The sequence below is a fragment of the Bradyrhizobium sp. S3.3.6 genome (genome assembly GCF_040546905.1).
Lineage (GTDB): Bacteria > Pseudomonadota > Alphaproteobacteria > Rhizobiales > Xanthobacteraceae > Bradyrhizobium > Bradyrhizobium cytisi.
Genome location: NZ_JBEPOT010000007.1, coordinates 36,322 through 54,246 on the forward strand (window position 1 = coordinate 36,322; position 17,925 = coordinate 54,246).

The following is a 17,925-nucleotide window of genomic DNA, read 5'->3' on the forward strand; positions in this document are numbered from 1 at the left end:
TAGTATTGGCAAACACTCCAGGACTTGGGCGCGGGCTTCGTTCTCTCTCAGACACCCCCTTTCAAACAAAGGGAGCATCACTCATCTTTCGACCGCTGCGCGCACTCAGCCTTAATTCGGTGTTGCTGCACCTGAATAGCAACGACCGTGCCAACGGCCTCAGCGCATATTAAGCAACTAGTTCTGCTTTCAAAAACTCCTCGGCTCCAAGTTGGCTCTGTCGTGAACCTGACGGGTGGCGGTGTCAGAGACAGGACACGAATTGCGCGCGTCGCGTCCCAAAGGGGCGGCGTGGTTTGGCATTGTTACTGCGAAGGGACTTTCCAATCCCTCTCCGACGTCAGACCGGACTAGATAAAGGCGAGGATGAGGATCGGAGGTGAACCGCCAGGGCCGCCGCAGTTCGGTTGTGGGCCGTCGGCTTGCGCGAGCTTCGTCAGAAAGCCCAATCTCTTCCGCTGAGCGGACTTATTTAGCCGAGGTGTCACACAGCTTCTCGCTCGGACGTGATCTCTGGACCAAGATAATTGGTTCGCGACATCGACAGCCAAGCTTTCGCGTTTTCTAACGCCCGTATAATGTGATCAGTCAACGAATGTGCGATACTCGTTGTTGGATGCATGCACATCAAGCCAATTCGGAGCTGCTAGAAGATGCGCTACCTCACGAAAAATTAAAGACGGTGCGCGTGCTGCGCCAACTCAGAACAGCCTTTTTGCGAGAACTACTCATCCAGGCTTAGGCTGAGCCAAACGCGGTGCGCACCTCCTTGGTGGGGATTGCCTCAAACGATCATCTGAATAGCTCCCCCGCACTCGGCATGCCAATGCCATGGTCTCCACGGACACTTCTCGGGCAGATTGAGCGACGGGACACCTTGATCCGGGTTAAGGAGGGAGCGGCGGAGGGCACTACGGCGTGCATTTGGCAACATGACTGCCAGCGCCTCTAGATTTTCACCGAGAACCTTTGTGGCGAGCCCTTGATGCAATTCCTGAAACCCGCGTCTTTGTCAGCAATTCGCAGCTTTTCCGCGCCCTTGGCCTCTCCGGCGACGTTATCCCTCGCGTTACTCTGTTATCGTTTAGCAGAACGACGAGCGGCGACAACAAGATGAACACAATCCCTAACACCCTACTATCAAGCGACGAACAGGCTGCCGTCATCGAGATGCGCCACGGCCTGCACCGAGAGCCCGAGCTTTCGAATAATGAATGGAAAACGCAGAAGCGGATCCGTGAGGCGCTTGAAAAGTTTGGACTGAGGGGCGCCAAGACGTTTCACAACACCGGTCTTTACATAGACATCGAGGGATCATCTTCTGGTGTTAAACGATCTGTTGCCGTTCGCGGCGACATTGACGCGCTACCAATCCACGAAGCACGCGACGATTTGCCGTACAGATCCCAAGTTCCGGGAGTGATGCATGCCTGTGGCCATGACATGCACGCATCGATCGCCTTGGGCACAGCACTTGCACTTCATAAGATACGGGCGAGCTTCGCTGGGAGGATTCGCATAATTTTTCAGCCTGCGGAAGAGGCAGAACCCCTCGGCGGCCGTTCTGTTGCCGACGGTGGTTTGCTCGATGGCTTCGACGCCGCCGTCGGCTTCCACGTGAAAACGGACCTCCCGGCGGGCATGTATGGTGCACGACCGGGCGCAGTGACGAAATCGGCCGATCAATTCTCGCTCAAGCTTATCGGAACAATGGCACATGGCGCTCGCCCGCACGCTGGGGTGGATGCAATCTCAATGGCAGGTGCCTTCATCAATGAAGTGCAGAAGGTCGTCTCTCGGGAAATGCCGTTTGACGACGGAGCGATCGTCACCATAGGAACGATCGCTGGGGGAGAGGCTACGAACATCATATGCCCTTCCGCCTCCATGAGTGGGACGATCAGGACAAGCGGCGCTGAGCGCAGAACTCTTCTGGTTCAGCGCGTGCGTGAAATCGCCGAAGGGGTAGCCGCCATGCATCGCGGCAAAGCAGAGTTCTCCTGCAGATTGGGCGAGCCGCCCGTCATCAATGACCCGGCAATGGTCGACCGGTTTAGACGTCTGGTCGTCGAAACAATCGGCGAGGACAGGTTTTCTGACAAACAGTCTCCGACAGGCGGCGGCGGCAGCGATGATTTTGGCTTTTACTCAAGCCGTGTGCCTTCGATCTATTTTTGGTTTGGCAGCGAGCAGCCCGGCAATCAGTCCGGCGTCCACACGCCGACTTTCGGAGCATCCGACGACTTGCTCGTACCAACAACCGAGCTCACCATTAAGTACTGCCTGGCGATGCTGAATTCATGAACGCTCGCGCGACTTTCGCGACGACAACTGCATGGTAAAAAGTTCTCAAGGAGCTGAATTCATGACTATGCCCAAGAGCAGCCCGCAGCCCTTCCCTCGTTCAGAGTATCTACGGCGGCTGACTGCCGTTAAATCGGAGATGAGGAGGCGGGAGATTGACGTGCTTGTAGTCACAACTCCTGCGAATATCACGTACCTTTCTGGTTACACCTCTAAATCGGGATATGTACCTCAGGGCCTGATCGTTTCTTCCAAGGCCGAGGAGCCAACTTTCATCACCCGCCGCATGGACGCGCCGGCGGCGATACACCAAATGTTCATCGATCGAGATCGCGTAATCGGTTATCCGGAGGCGCTCATAGCCAATCCCGACCGAGACGGATATGATGCGATCATCGACTTCATCTTGGACGAAGACTTTGGCCGAGGAAGTATCGGCCTCGAAGCGAAGTTCTTGCCGGCGCTGGCCAACGAAAAGTTCAAGGTGCGCGCGCCTGATGCGAAGATCGTCGACTGCACAAATGCGGTGACCTGGATCCGCGGTCTCAAATCTGATTTGGAAATTACGATTATGCGTGAGGCGGCGGCGATTAGCGACGCCGGGATGCTCAAAGCGACGGAAGTCATCCGCCCAGGAGTGCGTGAGGCGGATGCATCCGCGGAGATCATCGCCACACTGGTACGCGGAGCCGATGGCAAGCCAGGTACCGACCTTGCCAGCTTTTTCCTGTGCTCTACGCCACGCACCTCTACTTGCCATATCCGCTGGACCGAGGACACCTTCCGTCCCGGATCACAGATCAATTTGGAGTTCAGCGGCGTGCGCCACGGCTACACATCCCCTTTGATGAGGACGATGATCATCGGAAAGCCGGCGGATGAGCTACGGCGGCTGCATGAAGGCGAAGTAGCGGGGCTGGAGGCCGCTCTTGCTGCCGCTCGGACCGGAAGAACGTGTAACGATGTCGCGAAGGCATTCAACACGACGCTGCGAAAACATGGCTTTGAGAAGGAATCGCGGTGCGGATATGCCGTTGGAATCGATTGGACGGAGCCGACGGCTAGTCTGAAGGAAGGCGACATGACCGTCCTGAAGCAGAATATGACGTTTCACCTTATGCTCGGAAACTGGATCGACGAAGACCTGGGCTACGTAATCAGCGAAACATTCCGCGTGACCGATGCGGGAGGCGAACCATTTACGAAATTGCCGCGCGAGCTGTTCCAGCTTTAAGTTTCTGATTGTGATTTCTCGCGGAGAGATCCGTCAAAGGGCAGTCAGACCCGGACGATTCTGCACCTGGAAAGAACCGCCGTGTTAGGCAAAGTCATTGCGTCGCCCATGACGCCTTCATTGAGCCCACCCATCATGTCCCGCGTGGACCACGCGATGGCGCGGGTCAGTTCCTCTGCATGTTTCAACCGACGGAGTTGCTCCGAGAAAGCGGACGGTGTCTGCCGTACGATTAGGGAGACTATCGAACGAGACCTTCTGCGATGCCGCTTGTTTGGAAGCGCTAAACTCTTGTGTCCACTCTCACCGCGCCGGAGCGCGAGGCCCAGTTCAGCACGTTTGCACATGACCTTGAGCGCTGATGAGGAGATGAAGAAGGCTTGTCACAGTCCACGCGCCGCGCGCGCGGTGGGTACGCAGAACTTTGAGGGCAAGGCTGCGGAGAACGCAAGGTTTTCAGGCGCCTCGTCGCAGCACGAGGGAGCTACAGCATAGCCGCCAGTGCGGTGAACAAGCATCCGGCAGAGCTTGCCGGGCCTTCTCGGCGTACGCGGTCCGGCAATTGCCGAAAACCTTCCTGAACTCCCACCGTTCCATTGTCCGGCGAGCCGTCTTAAGAGTAAGCGTCGTTCTCAGGCCACTGCTTTGAGGGCTTGAGCGCGGTAGGCCCAGGGCAGTAGCTGGTCGATGTCGCGGTTTGGATGCCCGTTGACGATCCTGGTCAGGACGCCGGTGAGATAGGCGAGCGGATCGACGTCGTTGAGCTTGCAAGTCTCGACCAAGGACGCGACGACAGCCCAGTGTTCGGCTCCACCGTCGGATCCGGCAAACAGCGCGTTTTTGCGACTGAGCTTGATCCCACGGATTGATCGTTCGACGGTATTGTTGTCGAGTTCGATGCGGCCGTCTTCGATGAAGCGCGTTAAGCCTTGCCAGCGCGAGAGGGCATAGCGGATGGCTTCGGCGAGCTTGATCTTCTGGCTGATGAGCGCCAGCTTGGCGCGCAGCCAGGCCTCGAAGGCATCGGCGAGCGGCCGGCTCTTCTGCTGCCGCACGAGGCGACGTTCCTCGGCGCTGCGGCCGCGGATCTCCTTCTCGATCGCATAGAATGCGGCGATGTGCTTCAGCGCCTCGCTCGCGATCGGAGCGGGGCCGGCTGTCGCGAGTTCGTAGAAGTTGCGCCGCATGTGCACCCAGCAGAAGGCGAGCTCAACCGTACGCCTACGAGGAAGGCCGCCTTGTTTGACGGAGGCGAACGCTGCAGGTCCTAGGGGTAATCCTAGGAGAAGCGCTATGACGATTTCGAGGGCGGAGGTGATCACATCGGTCGAGCGGCGGCGCCGGTGGTCGCAGGATGAGAAGGAACGGCTTGTTGCAGCGTCGCTCGAGCCCGGCGCCAATGTTTCCGAGGTGGCTCGCGTGGCCGGGCTTCATGTGAGCCAGCTGTTCAGGTGGCGCAAGGAGCTTTGCAGGCACGGCGAAGCGAGCATAGCGCCGTTTGTTCCAGTCGAGATTGGGCCGTCTGCGCCATCGCGGGAGGCGGCCGAAGCGCCGTTGACGACGACGGCGGTGCGTCGACGGAAGAGCCAAGGCATCATCGAGATTGATCTTGGTAGCGGGCACCGCATCCGGGTCGATGGCGACGTGGACGGAGACGCGCTACGTCGCGTTCTCGATGCTTTGGTCCGCCGATGATCCCGGTTCCGACGGGCGCGCGAGTGTGGCTCGCGACAGGCTACACGGACATGCGCCGAGGCTTTCCGTCCTTGGCGCTCCAAGTGCAGGAGGTGCTGCACAAAGACCCGCTCAGCGGTCATTTGTTTGCTCTTCCGCGGTCGCCGCAGCGATCTTGTGAAGCTGATCTGGCACGATGGCCAGGGAGCATGCCTTTTTACCAAAAGACTCGAGCGAGGAAGGTTCATCTGGCCATCGGTTGGCGGTGAAACGGTGACGATCTCGCCGGCGCAGTTGAGCTATCTGTTGTCCGGAATCGATTGGCGCACCCCGCAAGAAACCCAGCGTCCGACGCGAGTCGGATAACGGTTTTGGGTTTGAATCTGCTGCTCGATCTGATTCAATGGCTTCATGACCTCGAAGCCGGACGATCTTCCTGCGGATCTTGCGAGCGCCTACATGGCGCTGCTGGCCGAGCGCAAGGCGTTGGAGGTTGAGCGCGATATCGCAGTCGCGGATGCCGCCAGCGCGCGGGCGGAGCTGTCGGACAACGAAGCGCTGATGGCACATCTCGAGCTGCGGATCGAGAAGCTCAAACGCGAACTGTACGGGCCGCGGTCCGAGCGTACGGCGCGGCTGATCGAGCAATTGGAATTGGAGCTCGAAGAACTCATCACCACGGCGAGTGAGGATGAGCTCGCCGCTCGTGCCGCGGCTGCAAAGGTACAGAACGTTCGGGCCTTCACGCGCAAGCGGCCGGTGCGCAAGCCTTGGCCCGACGACATCGAACGCGAGCGGGTCGTCATTGAGGCGCCAACGACCTGCGCCTGCTGCGGTGGGGCGCGCCTGGCTAAGCTGGGCGAGGATGTGACCGAGACGTTGGAGGAGGTCCCGCGCCGGTTCAAGCTGATAGAGACGGTTCGAGAAAAGTTCACCTGCCGCGATTGCGAGAAAATCAGCCAGCCGCCCGCGCCGTTCCATGCCACACCGCGTGGCTTCATCGGTCCACAATTGTTGGCGACAATCCTGTTCGACAAGTTCGGCATGCATATCCCGCTCAACCGTCAGAGCGTGCGCTTTAAGGCCGAGAGGATCGATTTGCCGCTGTCGACGCTGGCCGACCAGGTCGGCCACGGGACCTTCGCCGTTATGCCGCTGTTCCAGCTGATCGAGCGCCATGTGCTCGCGGCCGAGCGCCTACATGGCGATGACACCACCATCCGCATCCTGGCGAAGGGCAAGTGCACGACTGGGCGGATCTGGACGTATGTGCGGGATGACCAGCCGTTCGCCGGGCCTGCGCCGCCGGCCGCGGTTTACTATGCTTCGGGCGACCGCCGCGGCGCACACCCCCAGAAGCATCTGGCTGGCTTCGCTGGCATCTTGCAGGCGGACTGCTACAGCGGCTTCGAACCCATGTTCGACCCGCAGAGGAAGGTGCTACCGATCACGCCGGCATTCTGCTTCGCCCATGCGCGACGGGGTTTCTTCGAGTTGGCTGACATCGAGAAAACCGCCCGGGAAGGCCGCAAGAGCAAACCGGTCTCTCCGATCGCGCTGGTGGCGGTCAGACGCCTTGACGCGTTGTTCGAGATCGAACGCGCCATCAATGGCCGCAGCGCCGACGAGCGGCGAGCCGTGCGCCAGGAGAGAAGCAAGCCGCTGCTCGACGACATGCACGCCTGGTTGCTCCGAGAGCGAGAAACCCTCTCGCGCTCCTCCGAGGTCCTGAAGCCCATGAATTACATGCTCAGGCGCTGGGACGACTTCGCCCGCTTCCTCGACGACGGCAGGATCTGCCTGACCAACAATTGTGCTGAGCGCGCATTGAGAGGCATCGCCTTGGGAAGGCGCAACTGGACCTTCGCCGGCAGCCAGCATGGTGCCGACCGTGCTGCCATCATGCTGACGATGATCACGACCTGTCGTCTCAACGACGTCGATTCCAAGGCCTGGCTCGCCGACGTCCTCGCCCGCATCGCCGATCTTCCCACTTCGCGCCTGCACGAACTGCTGCCCTGGGAATGGAAGCTTCTGCGCCAAACCCGCAAGATCGACGATCAGCAAGCCGCCTAACCTTCACCCAACGCTATCTTGCAGATCGCCACGCCCGCGCGCATGCGTCAATCAGGCGGTCTTCGTCGTATGCGTACGCTCAACCTCACCACGCTCGGCAAGCTTTGGGTAGGCGTTGTAGCCATCGACCTGCAGGATGCCCTTGAAGCCGGCAAGATGGCTGAACAGCCGCTCGGCTTTGCGGTCGGGTGCATAGACATAGGCGATGCCGGGCGGATCGAGGCCGCACCAGGGCCTATCGTCGGCGGCATAGGCCCAGAGCTGGCCGGTTTTGGTGCGCCCTCGACCGGGATCGAGCACCGGCACCGTCGTCTCGTCGGCGAACAGCTTGGCGTTGATCGATCGAGAACGATGCCCTGGCGGGCATAGATCTGCGCATGCCGGTAGAGCGGCAGATGATCGGCATATTTGGACACCAGAACCTGGGCGACGGTTGCCTCCGTCGGTAGGCCGCCCTCGATCAGCCGGGCCGGAGCCTCGGCCTGCATGACGCCGTCCTCGCAGGCGCGGCAGGCGTATTTGGGGCGCCGGGTGACGACAACGCGGAACTGCGCCGGCACCACGTCCAGCCGTTCGCTCCTGTCTTCACCGATCCGATGCAGTTCGCCCTGGCAGCAGGGGCAGGTCTTGTCGTCGATGTCGACGACGACCTCGATCCGCGGCAGATGCGCCGGCAGTGCTCCGCGATTGTTGCGGCGCTTGCGCGCCCGTTCGGCCCGGCCTTCCGGGGCTATAGCGCGACAATCTGGATGAGAAGCCAGCGACAATCAGGTTGGCCATTTCGGCGGTCGTGGTGGGAGGATGATTGTCGCGGCGCGACGATAACGCAAGCGATATTTTCGTGACGCGTGATTTGATTGTCGTGGAGCGACAATCAAGCTGAGCCTTTGATTGTCGCGCGCGTTGGCGGTCGTCCGACTCCGCGCGCTTTGTCGACAGCTTCTTTCCGGCGATAGCTGTCGACATTCATTTCGAGGATCGTGGCGTGATGGACGAGGCGGTCGATTGCCGCGAGGGTCATGGCTTGATCCGGGAAGATTTTTCCCCATTCACCAAATGGCTGATTGGCGGTGATGAGCATCGATCGTCGTTCGTAGCGAGCGCTGATCAGTTCGAACAGAACGCTGGTCTCCGCTTGATCCTTGGTCACATAGGCAAGATCGTCGAGAATCAGGAGGTGATATTTGTCGAGTTTGGCGATCGCCGCTTCGAGCGCGAGATCACGGCGCGCGATCTGGAGCTTTTGCACGAGATCTGTGGTTCTGGTGAACAATACGCGCCAGCCCTTTTCGATCAGGGCCATGCCGAGCGCCGCCGCCAGATGCGATTTACCGCCGCCTGGCGGGCCAAAACACAAGAGATTGGCGCCCTTTTCGAGCCAGGCGTCACCAGCGGCGAGCGCCTGCACCTGCGCCTTCGAGATCATCGGCACGGCATCGAAGTCGAAGGCGTCGAGGGTCTTTCCCGGAGGCAGTCGCGCTTCCTCCAGATGACGTTCGAAGCGGCGCCGGCTTCGCTCCACCATCTCCTGTTCGGCCAGCGCAGCCAGGAAGCGGGCTGCAGGCCAGCCTTCCTTATCGGCGGTCTCCGCCAGGGCGGTCCAGATCAGCTTGATGCCGGGCAGGCGCAGATCGCTGAGCAGCAGTTCGAGACGGGCGGCGTCGATCTTGTCGGGCGCATTCATGCTGCCTCTCCCACGGTCGCGGCGATCTGGTCGTAGATGGCGAGCGATGGCAGCGTGACGATGACGACCGGTAGTGCCATGTCCTTCGGGCGGAAGCGCTCGATCAACGACTTGAGGTCCGGCAGGACGCCGTCGTCGAGGGCTGATTGCAGCATGACGCCGAGTTCCGCCTCGCAGGCACGTTCGTGTGCGAGCGCCAGAAGTCCGACCATGGCCCGGCAGGCTGGCCTCTCGCCGAGTCCAGCGAGCAAGGCATCGAACGCGAGGGCGTAGACGCGGCGGGGGAAGAGCTGGTCACGATAGACCAGATTGAGCAGCGCCATCGGCTTGCGGCGCAAGGAATGAATGACATGGCGATAGTCGACGACATGGCCGTGCTTGCCGTTCGGCAGCGTTCGCCCGCGCCGCAAGGTGATGATGTGCGTGGCGCCCTGGAAGCATTCGAGCCGGTCGTCATAAAGCCGCACCCGCAGCCGGTGACCGATCAGGCGGGATGGGACCGAGTAAAATACCTTGCGCAATGTGAAGGCGCTGGACGTCGTGACGTCGACGTTGACCTCCTCATAATCGGCGGTCTTGCGGGCCGGCAATTTCTTCAGCGCCATCCGCTCCTGGTCGATGCGCTTGGCATTGCGCGCGTTGCCGCGGCCAACGATCTCGTCGACGAAGGCCCGCCATGCCGCAAGATCGTCGAAGTCGCGCGAGGCACGCAGCAGCAGGGCATCTGCGAGTGCTCTCTTGAGATGGCCGTGTGCGCTTTCGATCGAACCGTTCTCATGCGACACGCCGGGATTGTTGCGGGTCGGCGTCATGCCGTAGTGGCCGCAGAACGCCTCGTAGCGTGTCGTCAAATCCTCTTTGGCATCAGTGCCGAGATTGCGGAACGCCGCCGAGAGGCTGTCGCTTCGGTGCTGCTCGGGAACCCCGCCCAGCGACCACAGGGCGTTTTGCAGCCCTTCCGCAAGGGCTACAAAACTTTCGCCGCCGAGCACGACATGGGCGTGTTCGAAGCCGGAGAACGGCAGGCGGAAGTGGTAGAGCCGGCAGTCCAGCAACTGGCCGGCGATGGTGACGCCGAGATCGGCGACCTCGGTGAAGTCCGACAAGCCCATGCGGCCCGGCGGATGCTCCTGGCGGAAGATCACCTCCCGATCCGGGCCGTTCACCGCCCGCCATGCCCGAATGCGCCGCTCAAGCGTCCGCCGTGTCCCGGTACCCAGCTTCGGATGCCGGCGGCATAGTTCCTCGAAGACGGAGATCGGCCGCAAGCCAGGGGCGGCCCTCAGCATAGGGAGAACGTCATTTTCCCAGACATCGGCGAATGGATCAGCCCGGCGACGTTCGCGGGGCACCTTCTTTTGAGATGGAAGTCCGGGATCCTTTTCGTAACCATGCGCTGTAGGCCGCAAGCACGCTGATCTATCCGGTTAGCGGTTAGATCTCGTCGGACTCTTCGGTCTTCGGCTTCATCATCGCGGCGAGCGCTTGGCGGCGTTTTTCGATGATGCTGGGGGTGTCCTTGTGGATTGCGATCAGCTCTTTGAGGTTCTCGATCCCGTCATCGGTGAACGCCATCACCCCGTCTTCACCGACGCCGACGACCCATAGCTGGCCATCCTCGGTGTCCATTTCTTCGGCGACCTCGAACAGCCATTCCTCGTCTTCACCGAGCATCTCAGCGACATGGCTGAGCGTGAACACGTGGCTGACTTTGTTGACGTGCCCCATCAAGCCGCCTGCGCCGCAAGGCCTTGCTGTTGCGCAGTCTTCCAGTTCCAGGGCAGCAGCTCATCGAGCCTGTGGGCGGGGTGGGTGGCGATGCGAGCGAGGACATCGGCGAGCCAGGCCTGAGGGTCAACCGCGTTCATCTTGGCAGAGACGATGAGGCTATACATGGCGGCGGCTCGGCGCCCTCCGCGGTCGGATCCACAGAATAACCACGACTTTCTACCTAATGCGATGCCGCGCAGCGCTCTTTCGGCGGCATTGTTCGAGAGGCAGACGCGGCCATCGTCGAGGAAGCGCGTGAAGGAGGTCCAGCGCTTGAACATATAGTTCATGGCCTTGGCCAGATCGTGACCGCGGGAGAGCTTGGCGCACTGCTCGCGCATATAGGCTTCCAGATCGGCGACGAGCGGCGCGCTCTGCGCCTGGCGAACAGCCCTTCGTTGGTCGGCGTTTTGACCATTGATAGAGCGCTCGATCTCGAACAGAGCGTCGATGCGGCGCACGATCTCCATGGCGACGGGCGAGATGACGATCTCCTTCTTTCCGGCCGCTTTGCGCCGCGCGTTCTCCTCAAGATCCGCCATGGCGAAGAACGGGCGCCGGGCATGGACCCAACAGGCCGCTTCCCTGATCAGCCCAGGACTTCGCGCGGGCTCGTAGAGCTTGATGTATCCGCCGAAGGCGTCGGCCTGGAGGATCCCGGTGTAGTTGGCCAGATGCGCCTGCGGATGCTCACCACTTCGATCGCGCGAGTAATAAAACATCGCCGCCGGCGGATCTGAGCCGCCGAAGGGGCGATCGTCCTTCACATAGACCCAGCATCGAGCGACATCGCACTTGCCCAAGGCCAGCACGGGCACGGTGGTGTCGTCGCCATGGAGGCGTTCGGCTGCCATGACGTGGGCTTCCAAGAGCCGCGACAACGGCTCCAACACCGTGCAGCACGCCCCTACGGCATCTGCCATGGTCGACAGCGCGATTGGCACGCCTTCCAGAGCGTAGCGCTCGGCCTGACGGTTCAAGGGCTGATGCTGACCGAACTTCTCGAACACGATCATGGCCAAGAGGCTTGGGCCGGCCCATCCCCTGGCGATGGCGTGGAACGGCGCCGGTGGCTGGCTGATCTTCTCGCAGTCACGGCAGCTGAACTTCTCCCGCACCGTCTCGATCACCTTCCACTGGCGCGGCACCACTTCCAGCGTCCGCGTCACGTCCTCGCCGAGCTTGCGCAGACGGTTGCTGCCGCAGCATTCACAAGCTGTCGGCGGATCAATCACTACCCGCTCGCGTGGCAGATGCTCGGGGAACGTCTGACGCTCGGGGCGCTTGCGCGTAAATCCGCGCACCGTCGTCGTCTTGGCCACGGCTCGTTCTGCCGCAAGCTCGTCCTCGATGGCATCGGCCTCCAGCTCTTCGAATGTCAGCGCCAACTGCTCGATCAGGCGCGAAGAACGCTCCGACCGCTGTCCGTAGATCTGATGCTTTAGCTTGGCGATCTGCAGCCTCTGCTGGGCAATCAGCGCCTCGTCTTCCGACGCTTTCGCGCGGGCGACCGCGAGTTCAGCAGCGATCTCCAAACCCTTCGCGCGCTCGACGGTCAGCGCCTCCTTCAGGGCGGCGATGTCATCCGGAGCAGGGTCGCGATTAGCATGCATGCGACGCAGTGAATCACAGATTGGACGCGATGTGACTCCCCAAAATGCAAAAAAAGCTGCAGATTAATCCGCTCAGCCTGCGCTCTGCGGCCGCCAGCTTAGTTGGGGATTCCTCCAGTCGATGCCCTCAAGCATGTAAGCCATTTGCGCCGCTGAGATCGATATCGCGCCGGCCGATGCCGAGGGCCAGATGAACTTTCCGCGGTCCAGGCGCTTGGCGTAGAGCGACAGGCCCAACCCGTCATGCCAGAGAATCTTGACCAGATCACCGCGGCGGCCACGGAAGATGTAGAGATCGCCAGCGTGGGGATCGCGCTTCAGGCTCTCCTGAACTGTTAGAGCAAGGCTTCGCATGCCACGACGCATATCGGTGTGGCCAGTGGCGATCCAAACCCTGACGCCGCTCGGAATCGGGATCATCGTCGCCGCAGGAGTTCAAGAACTCGCTGCAGCGCCTCAACGTCCACGTCGCGGTCAACGCGAACACGACAGCCGCCAAGCTCGATCTCGATGATTCCAGCCCTTGCACGCTGCGCAGGCGGTGAAGACGGTGGTTGTGGCACGCCGTTCGAGATCGGAGCCGCCACAGGTGTGATCTCGACGGGAACAAGAGCAGGCGCGGCATCTCCGCCCAGTCGACCCTGGCGCGCTTGTCGACGCCACGTAAACAGCAGGCTATGGGCCACCCCATGCCGGCGCGCGACGCCGCAAACCGTCTCGCCAGCTTGCAAGGTCTCTTCGACCAGGCGAACCTTCTCGTCGTAACTCCATCGCCGCCGACGCTCGGCGCCCAGCACATTGACCTGCATTCGCCACGTGACCTTAAAGCTAGACTTAAGGTCAAATCCTCGGCCCGCCTCTCAAACTAGACAAGGCGGCCGCCGCCGGAGGGATACTCCTTTTCGAACCGGTAGGCGGCGGAAGTGCTGAAACCGGCCTCGGCACCGGCGACGGCTGGCGAATGGGTACGACGCAAGCTCATGAAAAGCCTCATTTGTTGATCGGTGACATGCCGGCCGGCCAAGGAATTGGTCCTCTCGAAGGAGAAAACCGATCCTTGACCTGCCGCCGTTACCGCCAAATGAGGCCCCTTCGGGCGCCAACGCCGCTGCCGGGGTAACTCCGGTCGGGCTACGCCCTCCCTTCGTCACCCCGGCAGCAGCGCATTCTCATCCTGATTGTCGCGGGATTCCCATCTTGATTGTCGCGCCGCACGGGGCTGTCTCGTCCTGACCGGCCTCGGCAGAGGCTGCGACCTGTTGGACGTCCTCGAGGCCCAGCAGCATCTGCTCCTCGGGGAGCGTCTCGGCCTTCCGGCCAAAGCGGTGGCGTTGCAGCTCCTTGATAATCTGACGCAGCCGTTCGCTCTCGTGAAGCGCTGCCAGCAGCATCGCCTTGAGCGTCTCGGGATCATCAGGAAGGTTATCGCTCACAGGCAAATCAGAGCATATTCGCGCCCGCCTGACGACGCGCTCGATGCCCCTGATTCACTTCGCCGCAGCGCGGCCCACAATTATCCGGCTTGCGTCGGGACAACCGTCTCCCGTGCCGCGTGGACACGCCGCCAATCAAGCCCCTCGAGCAGCGCCGACAATTCCGCCGCCGACAAACGCATCACGCCATCCTCGATCTTCGGCCAGCGGAAGACGCCTTCCTCGAGCCGCTTGGCGAACAGGCACAAACCCGTACCATCCCAGAAGATCAGCTTGATCCGGTCCGCCCGCTTGGCACGGAACACATAAACAGCACCCGAGAACGGATCGGCCTTCATGTGCTCGCGTACCAACATAGCAAGCCCCTCCATTCCCTTGCGGAAGTCGACCGGCTTGGTTGCCACCATCACCCGGACAGTTCCGGACGGGCCGATCATCGGCTTGCCTTCAGCGCATGGACGATGGCCGCAATCATCGCCACGTCCGCGCCTCGGCCGACCCGGATAGTGACGCCTTCGGCTTCGATCTCGATGCCCCCGACATCCGGCTTGGTCTTGCGTTGCGCTGTTTTGCGCTCATGGCCAACAGCCACGGCCGGTACCATGGCGTCTACCATCGCCGGTACAAACGGCGGATCGTCAGCCATCGGCGTCGGCAGCCGGCGTGCTTGCCGGCGCCAAGTGAACACTTGTTGCGGTGTCAGCCCGTGTCGTCGAGCAATCTCGGAAACGACCGCGCCTGGCACCAGCGTCTCCTCGACAATCCGGGCCTTGTCGTCCCTGGAAAACCAGCGACGTCGTCCCGTCTCCGTGATCACTTCCAGTCGATGCGTCGTCACATCCGACTTAAGCGTATGGTCAAGCATAGACATAAGCCGATCCCTTCAAAGAGATCGTGAAACTCGCCTATCCAATGTGCCGCGAGAAGGTGGGTGCAGAACGACGCTTACTCTTAAGAAGCCATCTTGCCCTGCACTCCAATAGCTGGCGAACACCCTGCGATTCTCTTACCGAACACCGGGAGGGCTGCCGACCTGTTGTGATCATGTTGCCTCACCGGGAGCTCACCGATCGCGTCAGAACGAACGGCGCCCGAAACCGATCGGATATCCGTGCACACACTCGTGGGGAGCTTCCCGCGCTGATTATCCGGCTCTACTGACGCTGACCCGCGGCGCTGCTAGGCACTTCAGCCCGATCGGCGAGCCCTGCGAGCGGCAGACCTGCCTCATGCGCGCGTCTGGAGCGCCACAGCGTGAGATATAGAGCTGCTATCCAGAGCACAGGCATGAGCACAAGTAGAGCGCCTACCGCGGCGATCGTCGGATCGATCTGCTGGTTCATGTTCTCCAGCATCTTCAGCGGAAGAGTTCGCAAGGAAAACCCGCTCACAAGTGACGTGACGACCACCTCGTCGAAGGACGAAATAAAGGCAAATACCGCACCTCCAATGATCCCTGGCTTGATCAGCGGGAGCGTCACCCTAACGAACGTCCGAATGGGACCGGCGCGCATGCTCTTGGCGGCTTGCTCCAAACGCTGATCGAAATTCGATAACGTCGCAGCGACGATGACGACGACGTAGCCAATGGCGCCAATACTATGCGCGAGAACAATGCCAAGTTTCGTGCCGATCAGTCCAAGGTTTACCAAGCCAAGATAACACGCAACCCCGACTACGATGGTCGGAAACGTGATAGGCGTCAGAATGACCAGCATGAGGAATCTGCGAGTTCGTGAAGACGTTCGGGTAAGCCCGAACGCCGCCAGCGTCCCCGTGACCGTCGAGAGCACAGTGACCATCACGCCGATCTGGAGACTGTTCCAGAGCGCGCCAGTCCAGGAGGAATCACCAAAAAACGATCGGTACCACTTCAGTGAAAAACCTGAAGGGGGAAACTCTAGAAAAGCTCCGGCACTAAATGACATGACTATGACGATCAAACCCGGAAACAGCAGGAACATCATCACCAGAATTACGAATATCGCAGCCAGAGCATTCCATACCCTTACGCTATGTACTGGCTGGTACAGCTGTTTTGGCCAGCGACGTGCCCGAAGGGGAACAACAAACTCGCCGACCTGTCGTCGCAACGTTCCCAAACCGGATGCCCAGCCGCGTTCCGATTTGCGAACCGATTCGGGTTGGCTCTGCGTACCAGATAGATCCAGTCCGAAAAGCGACAGCATGATGATGGCTATCAGCAGAAGAATGAAGGCCTCTGCAGCTATAGGGCCGAAATCCAGAGAGTTCGTGAGCTGGGCCGCGATGAAGTTCGACAACATAGCGTCGCTAAGTCCGCCGAGCGCTTGGGGCGTGATGTAAAAGCCAAGGCAGACTACAAAAACCAACATAGTCCCGCTTCTTACAGCGGGGAGGCTCAGAGGGAAGAACACTCGCCAAAAGGCCAGGACAGGACGCGCTCCCATACTTCGGGCAGCCGCTACTAACGACTTGTCGATACCGTACATAACACTGACCAGCGGCAAGATCATTATCGGAAGCACGATGTGAACCATGCCGATGTAGACGGCGAGTCGATTATAAAGAAGAGAAAGCGGAGTGGAGATGATACCAATCCCGATAAGAACGTTGTTGATCAATCCATGGTCACCCAGGATCACGGTCCATGCATAGGTGCGAACAAGGCCGCTGGTTAACCAGGGAATGAAGACAAGGACGATCAGCGCCGCGCTGGCGGGTTTCGACGCATTTACGATGAGATAAGCAGTCGGGTAGCCGATGATGAGACAAATGAAGGTAGTTACGACGCTTACCTTGATCGTCTGCAATAGGATCAGGATATTGCCTGGTTGTTCGAAGAACGCGTGATAATTCGTGATTGAGAATGACGGTGCGTTTGTGCTGATCAGGAACAGTTGAATAGCTGGGAGCCCGAACACCACGAGTAGAATGGCGAACGCAGGAATTGTGAGTCCAAGGGGTACTCGCCAGATCTTCCGCAGCTCGTTCATTCGGAGCCTCTCGTATTATAGCTCGCGACGAAGCGGATATCGGAGCGCCGCCACTCGAGCTGCACTTCATCGCCTGGCCTAAATATCTGCTGCCCCGCGGCTACATGCTCGCGTATGATCACAACGGTGCTGCCTACGCGCACTTCGTATTTTCTCAATGGGCCTGCATAAATCATGCTCGCGATAGTACCGCTGGCAAACTGGTGTTCACCAGTACCGTCTTGCAGCCGCCCGTTAGGTGGGATGATGCGAATGCGCTCCGGCCGAATCATTGGCATCGCATCGGACGTTCGTGCATCCGATTCTATCTTGAATTCGCGATCAGTGAGGAAATTAGCTTCGCCCAGGAAGCTCGCGACGAAGCGCGTGGTGGGACGGTCGTAAAGAGCTTCTGGGGTATCGATCTGCTCGATTTCCCCGGCACGCATAACCACGATCCGATCCGAAAGCGTCAGCGCTTCCTCTTGATCGTGTGTCACGCATATCGTCGTCTTGCTAAACTCACAGTGCAGGCTCTTGATTTCTCCTTGCATCTGTTCGCGGAGGTTCCGATCGAGTGCGCCAAGAGGCTCATCGAGCAAGAGGATAGGCGAATCAGCTATCAGCGCTCGAGCAAGCGCCACGCGCTGTTGCTGCCCTCCGCTTAACTGCGAGGGCATGCGGTCCCCAAATTCCTTGAGATGGACGCGCTCGAGCATCCGAGCCACTCTCGTTGCTCTCTCGCTTGCCTCCATGCCGCGCATTTCCAACGGAAATTCTAGATTTCTACGCACCGACAAATGTGGGAAAAGCGCATAGTTTTGGAAAACGATGCCTTGATCACGGTGATAAGACGGGACCGAAGCTACCGACTTACCGGAAATGATGATATCGCCGCTGCTCGGCGCCACAAACCCAGCGAGCAGCATTAGAGCAGTTGTCTTTCCCGAACCGCTTGGACCAAGGATCGTGAGGAACTCGCCTCGACGCACGCCTAAGGATAAATCTTTTACCGCGGCCACCGCCCCATATAATTTGGTGACGTTTCGGAATTCGACCTGCAGCGTATCAGAAGTTTCTGTCAAGCTTCAGCCTCCGGAAGCAGACTTGAGTTTCTCGAGGTAAGCCACGGGTACACCGCATCAGCGATGTGCGCTGAGGCTTTGCCCAGGGACGCCGACGA

15 protein-coding genes and 4 pseudogenes are annotated in these 17,925 nt (G+C 60.1%); 6 read left to right on the forward strand and 13 right to left on the reverse strand.

The window, feature by feature from the left end:
- Positions 1-969: 969 nt before the first annotated feature.
- A complete protein-coding gene (locus ABID59_RS20855) occupies positions 970-2,304 on the forward strand; it encodes a M20 family metallopeptidase (RefSeq protein WP_354084603.1) in 1,335 nt (444 codons plus the stop codon).
- A 61-nt stretch (positions 2,305-2,365) separates the two neighbouring features.
- Positions 2,366-3,538, forward strand: coding sequence for a M24 family metallopeptidase (locus tag ABID59_RS20860; protein ID WP_354084604.1), 1,173 nt, complete (start codon positions 2,366-2,368; stop codon positions 3,536-3,538).
- 632 nt (positions 3,539-4,170) lie between these two features.
- Here the strand turns inward: ABID59_RS20860 and tnpC (ABID59_RS20865) are convergent.
- Positions 4,171-4,770, reverse strand: a pseudogene (tnpC, locus tag ABID59_RS20865) (IS66 family transposase); the annotation flags it as partial.
- A 61-nt stretch (positions 4,771-4,831) separates the two neighbouring features.
- Here tnpC (ABID59_RS20865) and tnpA (ABID59_RS20870) point away from each other — a divergent pair.
- Genes tnpA (ABID59_RS20870) through tnpC (ABID59_RS20885) form a run of 4 tightly spaced genes read left to right on the forward strand, consistent with a single transcriptional unit; the run spans position 4,832 to position 7,288 of the window.
- Positions 4,832-5,233: an IS66-like element accessory protein TnpA gene (gene tnpA / locus ABID59_RS20870; protein WP_354084605.1), complete on the forward strand. Its 402-nt coding sequence runs from the start codon at positions 4,832-4,834 to the stop codon at positions 5,231-5,233.
- A gap of 50 nt (positions 5,234-5,283) precedes the next feature.
- Positions 5,284-5,481 carry a hypothetical protein gene (locus ABID59_RS20875; RefSeq protein WP_354084606.1) on the forward strand — a complete coding sequence of 66 codons (198 nt, stop codon included), beginning with the start codon at positions 5,284-5,286 and terminating at the stop codon, positions 5,479-5,481.
- Positions 5,390-5,578 (forward strand): IS66 family insertion sequence element accessory protein TnpB, encoded by a 189-nt coding sequence (gene tnpB / locus ABID59_RS20880; protein WP_354084801.1) that lies wholly within the window; start codon positions 5,390-5,392, stop codon positions 5,576-5,578. The genes ABID59_RS20875 and tnpB (ABID59_RS20880) overlap by 92 nt, the downstream gene beginning before the upstream one ends.
- Before the next feature lie 45 nt (positions 5,579-5,623).
- The gene (gene tnpC, locus ABID59_RS20885) at positions 5,624-7,288 is read left to right on the forward strand and encodes an IS66 family transposase (RefSeq protein WP_354084607.1); all 1,665 of its coding nucleotides are present in this window, start codon (positions 5,624-5,626) and stop codon (positions 7,286-7,288) included.
- 81 nt (positions 7,289-7,369) lie between these two features.
- Here tnpC (ABID59_RS20885) and ABID59_RS20890 read toward each other — a convergent pair.
- From ABID59_RS20890 to ABID59_RS20945, 12 genes and pseudogenes are all read right to left on the reverse strand, one after another.
- A pseudogene (locus ABID59_RS20890) lies at positions 7,370-8,016 on the reverse strand (IS66 family transposase); the annotation flags it as partial.
- A gap of 146 nt (positions 8,017-8,162) precedes the next feature.
- On the reverse strand, positions 8,163-8,972 hold the full coding sequence (istB, locus tag ABID59_RS20895) for an IS21-like element helper ATPase IstB (protein ID WP_354084608.1): 810 nt from the start codon (positions 8,970-8,972) through the stop codon (positions 8,163-8,165).
- Positions 8,969-10,372: pseudogene (istA, locus tag ABID59_RS20900) on the reverse strand (IS21 family transposase); the annotation flags it as partial. The gene istB and the pseudogene istA, both read right to left, overlap by 4 nt.
- A 34-nt stretch (positions 10,373-10,406) precedes the next feature.
- A complete protein-coding gene (locus ABID59_RS20905) occupies positions 10,407-10,700 on the reverse strand; it encodes a hypothetical protein (RefSeq protein WP_148756540.1) in 294 nt (97 codons plus the stop codon).
- Positions 10,700-12,355, reverse strand: a complete 1,656-nt coding sequence (tnpC, locus tag ABID59_RS20910; RefSeq protein WP_148756539.1) for an IS66 family transposase — start codon at positions 12,353-12,355, stop codon at positions 10,700-10,702. The genes ABID59_RS20905 and tnpC (ABID59_RS20910) overlap by 1 nt, the downstream gene beginning before the upstream one ends.
- 72 nt (positions 12,356-12,427) lie before the next feature.
- Positions 12,428-12,775 carry an IS66 family insertion sequence element accessory protein TnpB gene (tnpB, locus tag ABID59_RS20915; RefSeq protein WP_148756538.1) on the reverse strand — a complete coding sequence of 116 codons (348 nt, stop codon included), beginning with the start codon at positions 12,773-12,775 and terminating at the stop codon, positions 12,428-12,430.
- Positions 12,772-13,164, reverse strand: coding sequence for an IS66-like element accessory protein TnpA (gene tnpA / locus ABID59_RS37435; protein WP_148756537.1), 393 nt, complete (start codon positions 13,162-13,164; stop codon positions 12,772-12,774). Before tnpA (ABID59_RS37435) ends, tnpB (ABID59_RS20915) begins: the two co-directional genes overlap by 4 nt.
- A gap of 405 nt (positions 13,165-13,569) precedes the next feature.
- Positions 13,570-13,746: pseudogene (locus ABID59_RS20925) on the reverse strand (transposase domain-containing protein); the annotation flags it as partial.
- A gap of 122 nt (positions 13,747-13,868) precedes the next feature.
- Complete coding sequence (tnpB, locus tag ABID59_RS20930; RefSeq protein ID WP_063980520.1) at positions 13,869-14,225, reverse strand: IS66 family insertion sequence element accessory protein TnpB; 357 nt, start codon at positions 14,223-14,225, stop codon at positions 13,869-13,871.
- On the reverse strand, positions 14,222-14,659 hold the full coding sequence (gene tnpA, locus ABID59_RS20935) for an IS66-like element accessory protein TnpA (protein ID WP_354084609.1): 438 nt from the start codon (positions 14,657-14,659) through the stop codon (positions 14,222-14,224). The genes tnpB (ABID59_RS20930) and tnpA (ABID59_RS20935) overlap by 4 nt, the downstream gene beginning before the upstream one ends.
- A gap of 283 nt (positions 14,660-14,942) precedes the next feature.
- Positions 14,943-16,763 carry an ABC transporter permease subunit gene (locus ABID59_RS20940; RefSeq protein WP_354084610.1) on the reverse strand — a complete coding sequence of 607 codons (1,821 nt, stop codon included), beginning with the start codon at positions 16,761-16,763 and terminating at the stop codon, positions 14,943-14,945.
- Positions 16,760-17,827 carry an ABC transporter ATP-binding protein gene (locus ABID59_RS20945; RefSeq protein WP_354084611.1) on the reverse strand — a complete coding sequence of 356 codons (1,068 nt, stop codon included), beginning with the start codon at positions 17,825-17,827 and terminating at the stop codon, positions 16,760-16,762. The genes ABID59_RS20940 and ABID59_RS20945 overlap by 4 nt, the downstream gene beginning before the upstream one ends.
- Between the last annotated feature and the right edge of the window lie 98 nt (positions 17,828-17,925).